Origin of the sequence: Azohydromonas lata NBRC 102462, from assembly GCF_001571085.1 — a bacterium.
GTDB classification, from domain to species: domain Bacteria; phylum Pseudomonadota; class Gammaproteobacteria; order Burkholderiales; family Burkholderiaceae_C; genus Azohydromonas; species Azohydromonas lata.
In genome coordinates this window covers 1-6,030 of record NZ_BCTC01000189.1, presented here as the reverse complement: position 1 = coordinate 6,030, position 6,030 = coordinate 1, and the positions used below count along the sequence as shown (strand labels likewise).

Annotated in this window: 4 protein-coding genes; all 4 read right to left on the bottom strand. The window is 65.5% G+C overall.

The annotated features are described in order from the left end of the window. Positions 1–1,602 (bottom strand): cytochrome c biogenesis protein ResB (locus ALA01S_RS30020; protein ID WP_084268092.1); only part of this gene is annotated, 1,602 nt, incomplete at its 3' end. Then, entirely contained in the window at positions 1,599–2,225 is a 627-nt protein-coding gene (locus ALA01S_RS30015) for a thiol:disulfide interchange protein DsbA/DsbL (protein WP_066343257.1), read from the bottom strand. The genes ALA01S_RS30015 and ALA01S_RS30020, both read right to left, overlap by 4 nt. 96 nt (positions 2,226–2,321) lie before the next feature. Next, the gene (locus tag ALA01S_RS30010; RefSeq protein WP_084268091.1) at positions 2,322–4,544 is read right to left on the bottom strand and encodes a protein-disulfide reductase DsbD family protein; all 2,223 of its coding nucleotides are present in this window, start codon (positions 4,542–4,544) and stop codon (positions 2,322–2,324) included. 645 nt (positions 4,545–5,189) lie between these two features. Beyond that, the coding region (locus ALA01S_RS30000) for an ISL3 family transposase (protein ID WP_066343253.1) at positions 5,190–6,030 on the bottom strand (841 nt) is incomplete at its 5' end.

Genomic DNA, 6,030 nt, shown 5'->3' with positions numbered 1-6,030 from the left:
GGGGGCCTCGGCCGGCGGCTTGTCGGCACCGGCGAACAGGCCCAGCGCGCGCTGCGCCGTCACCTGCAGCTGCTGCGTGGTGGCGGGGTTGTCGGGCGGAGAGGCCAGCTTGGCGTAGCGGCGCGCGGCCTGCTCGCGCGAGGCCGGGTCCAGCAGCGCCTCGCGCAGGCGCAGCCAGCCGTCGATGCGGTCCTGCTCGTCCACCGGGATGCGCAGGAAGCGGAAGGACTCGTTGGGGTTGTCGCGCACGCCCGCGAGCAGCACGCGCTGGCCGTCGATCTCCACCGGCAGCTGGTAGTTGTTGAACTCGCGCGCCTGGCCGCTGGCGTCGCGCAGCTTGTAGCTCACCGAGGGGCCGATGTTCTGCAGTTGCTTGTCGCCCTGCGCCTTGGCGCCGGAGCCCAGGTGCTTCTGCAGCGAGTCGGCCAGGTCCACCTTGCGCACGTCGGCGCCGGAGTCGCCGCCATTGCTGCCGCTGCCGCCCAGGTTCTCGACGTTGATCACGCGCAGCCCCGTGAGCTCCAGCGTGTAGGGCTGGCCCGCCTTGTCCAGCGGCGTGCTGTCGCCCACGGTGCCGGCGACGGTGAAGGGCTTGAGGCCGGGGCGCAGCGGCACGGCCTGCAGCTTCAGCTGCGAGCCGCCGTCGTCGAAGCTGCTCTGGTAGATGGCGATGCCGCGGTGGAAGGCGGGCTCGTTGACCTTGACGGTGGCGGGCGTCGCCTGGCCGGTCTGGTGGTCGTGGATCACGATCTCGCTGGCGAAGAGCTTGGGCATGCCCGTGTCGTAGTACTCGACGATGAACTTCTTGAGCTCGATGTCGAAGGGCAGGTCCTGCAGCACCACGCCGTCGGACATGTTCAGCACCGCGGTGCCGGCGCGCGCACCTTCGGGCACCAGCAGGTGGCCGCGGAAGGTAGGGTTGGCCAGGGAGAGGCGGTGCTCGGGCGCGATGTCGCGGATCACTCCACCGCCCTGGTACGTCGTCTTGCCCAGCAGCAGCATCTGTGCGCGCACGATCAGGTCACCATCGAAGAGGCCGCCCAGGCAGATCAGCACGATCGCGGAGTGCGCGGCGATGTAGCCAAGCTTGTTGGCCGCGCCCTTGCGCGCGGCGATCATGGTGCCGCCCTCGCGCTGCTGTACCTTGGCCTTCCAGCCGTTGCCGGAGAGCAGGGCCGACACCCGCTCCACGCTGGCCTGCGGCGCCTCGGCGGGCAGCAGCCCTTGAGCCTTGTGGTGGAAGGCCTTCAAGGCCGACTCGCGCACGTTCTCCTTGAACGAGCGCATGTCGGCCAGGAAGCGCGGCGTGTTGCGCGCGATGCACAGGCTGGTGGAGATCACCAGGAAGGCCAGGATCAGCAGGAACCACCAGGCGCTGTAGACGCTGTAGAGGTTCACCGCGCCGAACACCTCGGACCAGAAGGGCCCGAACTGGTTGACGTAGTTGTTGAGCGGCTCGTGCTGCTTGACCACGGTGCCGATCACCGAGGCGATGCAGATCACGGTCAGCAACGCGATGGCAAAGCGCATCGACGACACCAGCTCGATGGTGCCACGCAACCGCTGTTGAGCAGTGCGCGCCGCAGGGTCGGAAGTCGTCATTGCTTGCCGGCCAAGCGCAGGAGGTACTCGGCAACCAACAGCGATCTCTCGTTTGAACCAGCCATGGATCCGGACGTCAGCCAGCGGCCATCGACACCAATGGAAGGCGTGCCATCGACCTTGTACCCACTTGCCAGAGCAGAAGCCTGTTTCGCCATCGTCGCAACACCGAAGGACTCGAAGGTCCTCACAAAGCGGTTCTTGTCGACGCCCTGAGTGGCCATGAAGTCGGCAATGTCCGGTGCTTGGTCGAGCCGGCGGCGTTCGACGTGGACGGCATGAAAGACCTTTGGGTGCACTTGCTTAACAAGCCCCAGAACCTCCAGAGTGAAGTACAGGCGCTGGTGAACAACCATTGACTCGCGGAACGCCACGGGAATCCGGCGGAACACCACACCGGCTGGCAGTTTCCTCTGCCATGCGTCGATGGCCGGCTCGAACGCGTTGCAATGAGAGCAGCTGTAGGCAAAAAACTCGAGCACCTCCAACTGCTTGGGATCGCGGGTCGGCTGACGTTGCGACAGTGCAATGAAGTGTTGGCCCTGCTGAAATTGATCCTGGCCCACAGCCGTGGGGGCAGCAGCAACGCTGACGGCGGCCAGCGCGAATTGGCGACGGTTCATTCCTTCAATCCTTGTAAAGGGTCTTGTCCGTTATTGATCAAGCAAGCGGGTGATGGGCAGTGGTGCCGCCGAGTGGGGGCCGCACCTGTAGCAACTTCAAAATGAATCCAGCACTCGCTGGATCTCCTCGTAGGTGAGCAACTCCGACAGCACGGCCGGTGGACGGCCGGGGGCGTAGACCGCGTAGACCGGCACGCCGCTGCGTCCAAGGTCGTTCAAGGCTGTGGTGATGCGCGGATCGTGCCGCGTCCAGTCAGCCCGCATGGTGACGACCTTGCGCTTGTCGAGTGCGGCAAGGACGCGCTCATCCCCAAGTACGGTCAGCTTGTTGTACTGACACGTCACGCACCAAGCCGCCGTGAAGTCCACGAATACGACTTGGCCGCTGGACAGTCGGGACTGGACTTCCTCCTGCGACCACGCAATCCATCGCTGCGACAGCCTGCCAGACAACGAGCCGGACGACGCAGGATCGATCGATGGGCCGGCGTGCCAGGCGACGGCCACCAGGACGGCTACGGACAGCGCGCTGCCGAACCAGCGAGGCAGCCCTCGAAGCGTCAGTGCCCATGCAAGCAGGGACAGCGCCAGTGCTGCCACAAGCAAGGTGATCACCGTGTCAACGTCGGTTTGCCGCCCGAGGACCCATATCAGCCAAAGGGCCGTCGCAAACATTGGAAATGCCAATGCCTTGCGCAATGTCTGCAGCCACGTTCCCGGCCTGGGCAGCCGGTGGGCAAGCGCGGGCCAGAAGCTGACCACCAGGAAAGGTGCAGCCATGCCAAGCCCGAGCGCAGCGAATACGAGAATTGCTTGAACGGCGGGCATGGTGACGGCCAGGCCCAGCGCCGCGCCCATGAAGGGGGCAGTGCAAGGCGAAGCGACGATGCCGGCCAGCAGCCCCGACAGGGCTGAGTTCATGACCGGATGCCGAAGCTGGCGTGATGCGATGCTGCCGGGCAGAAACTGGCCGAACTCGAACACCCCGGCGAGATTCAGGCCCAGCAGCGTGAACAGCAGCGCGAGAGCGGCTACCACGGTCGGCGACTGAAGCTGGAATCCCCACCCCAACTGCTGCCCAGCGGCACGCAGCCCCAGCATCAGGGCGCCCAGGATGACAAAGGTCAGCACTACGCCGCCCGCATAGGCCAGGGCCATTATTCGATGCTGCCTGGGCGTGCGCTGTGCGTGCGCGACGGCGAGCAGCTTCAGCGCCAGCACGGGGAAGACGCAAGGCATGAGGTTGAGAAGCAAGCCACCCACGAACGCCCCGAGCAGGGTCAGGACCAATTCCAGCGGCATGGATGGCGAGACCTGGAGTGATGGTTCCGTGATCGCCCCGGACGACGATGGAGGGGCCGTTGCGGCGCCAGCCCCATGCCCGGGGCTGATAGAGGCAGGCGGCGGCCAGGTGCCCGAGATCGGAGCCTCGAACTCCAGCGCAGGGCCACGCGGTGAGGTCTCGGACCCGCGCGCTACCAGCCAGCGCATGCGCTCGGGACTGCTTTCACGCTCGGTGGCCACAGGCATGCGTGCGGTCCATGCTGAACCCGTCCACGCCTGCGTCCAGTCCTTGTTCTGCACTGCAGCGTTTCTCGCCACCTGCGGCGTGATCGGGAACAGGCTGAGTGTTTGTCCGTGCCAGTCACTGGGCAGACCTTCGACACGAATGAGCAGCGTCCGCCCTTCGTCGGCGAGTTCCACGCCGTGCGCTCCTGGCAGCACCCGTGGGGCCGCTTGGAGAGCAGAGTCGAAGAGCGACGCGTGAACCGCCGTTGCGCCCTCAGCCGGCAAGCCCTGCGTTTGGCGCAATTCCTGTGGGACACAAACGTTGCTGCAGACCAGCAGGTCGGCCCTCATGCCGATGGTCAACTGCCCATCGGGGGGCGGCGTGAAGTCGCTCGCAACATGCACCGGCACGAGCAACACGATCGTGCCGTCGTAGCCATAGTTGGTGAGTGGGCCCAGAGGAAACTTCTTGGGCAGGGGCCAGACGATGTCGCCCGCCTTCAGGCCGGCTGGCAGGCTCCAATGCAGGCGAGTGGGCAGGCCGCTGTCACCAGGATTCTGCCAATAGGTATGCCAGGCGCCGTGGTGAGTGATTTGCAACCCCAGCCATACCGTGCGACCGGGCGCGATGCCTTCGGGGGCATGGGCAAGCAACCGGGCCGATACCGGATCCGACTTCAGGACTTTGTCTAACCACTGCGCCTGCACGGAGACGGCGGACAGCAGCGCAATGCACGCAAGAAAGAGTGCACGCCGCAGCGCGCGCCAGGCATTGCCCCCTCGGGGTGGGATGGGAACAGCAAGGTTCATAGCAAATCAGACTCAACGCGCACCTCCGACTCTCCCGCGACGGGAGCAGGAAGTTGCGCACGGTGCGCAGGCTGTACCGCCCCCGGTGCGTATCGGCCTGCGTGGAGGCCAAGGGGGCGATGTGAAGCGGGTCAGGCCCAGGTCGACTGGGCGATCCACTGCGGCCGTTCAGGCCGCTCTGCGAACGGAGTCGGGGACAAAGGCGTCCCGAAGTGTTGGACGGGCCCCCGTTCGACGACATGCCCGATCGGGTTCATGGCGGCGGGCAGTCCGCAGCAGTTCGAGCAGATGTCGCAGCCAGCAGGATCGCTGCCACCCGAAGACGTGGAATGCTGCGTGTCACTGCAGTGACCGGGCGGCGCCATCTCTGCGCAATGACTGCTCAAGCACCGCAGCTCGACGCCGGCCAAGTCGGCACACGAGTCAAGCGGCGCGGCCCACCCTTGCTGCATCGGCAGCAACAGCGCGAGGAGCAGAAGTAGGAGCATGGACCGCACAACGCAACAGTGTAGTGTCTGGTGAGCGCCGAAGGCGAACCACTCCCAATGTCCTGGCAAGCTGCTACTTCACTGTCGCCACGTGTATTTCCAGGGCGCTGTTCGCGTTATCTGTGAACAGTGCCTAAAAATTTGGCTCTCTTGAAATTCAAGTGGGTTGCCGGGCATGAGGGTTGACCGCGCTGAAGTCCAGCTTGCCGGCGATCAGGAAGATCACAGTCTTGATGGTGGCCATGCGGGTGAAGCCTCGTGCGCGGCGCTTGGCGGCCTGGAACAAGCCGTTGAGGGCCTCAAGGAAGCCGTTGGTCTGGCGGGTCTGTGCCCAGGCCACGATGCCTTCAAGGTGACGGCGCACGAGGGTGGCCACGGCCTTCATGGGTTCAACCTTGGAGCGCATCACGCAACGGCACCAGTGCAGCAGCATGGCGCGCACGACGTTGATCTGCTTGCGCTCCAGGATCTCGCGCAACTGCTCCTTGTAGACCCAAGCCCGCGCGGTGCGTACGCTGGCCATCCGGGCGATCAAAGCGTCGAGCTCGGCGACGGCCTCGGGCTTGAGGCTGCCGCGGTCCTTGAGCAGCGACCATCGCATGCCCTTGAGGGACTTGTCGCTGCGCTGCTCGATGCGCCGCATCTTGTCCACTGCGGCGTTGGCGTGCCAGACGACGTGGAACTTATCGAACGTGATGCGCGCGTTGGGCAGCTGCTCGCCGACGCCCTTGATGAACGCGGGCGACATGTCGATGCTGACGGACTCAATCTGCTCGGGCGGGCAGCCGCGCTCAGCGAGCTCAGCGGCGATCGTGGCAATGGCCTTGGCATCGCGCCCGTCGGTCACGCTGAGCACGCGGCGCTTGACGGCATCGGCCGCCAGCGTGATGTAGTCGTGGCCGCGAGCACGCGAGGTCTCGTCGATGGCCAGCGCGGTGACGCTGCTGAAGTCGGCTTCAGCCAGCGCCAGCGCCACGTATCGCTTGCAAATGGCCATC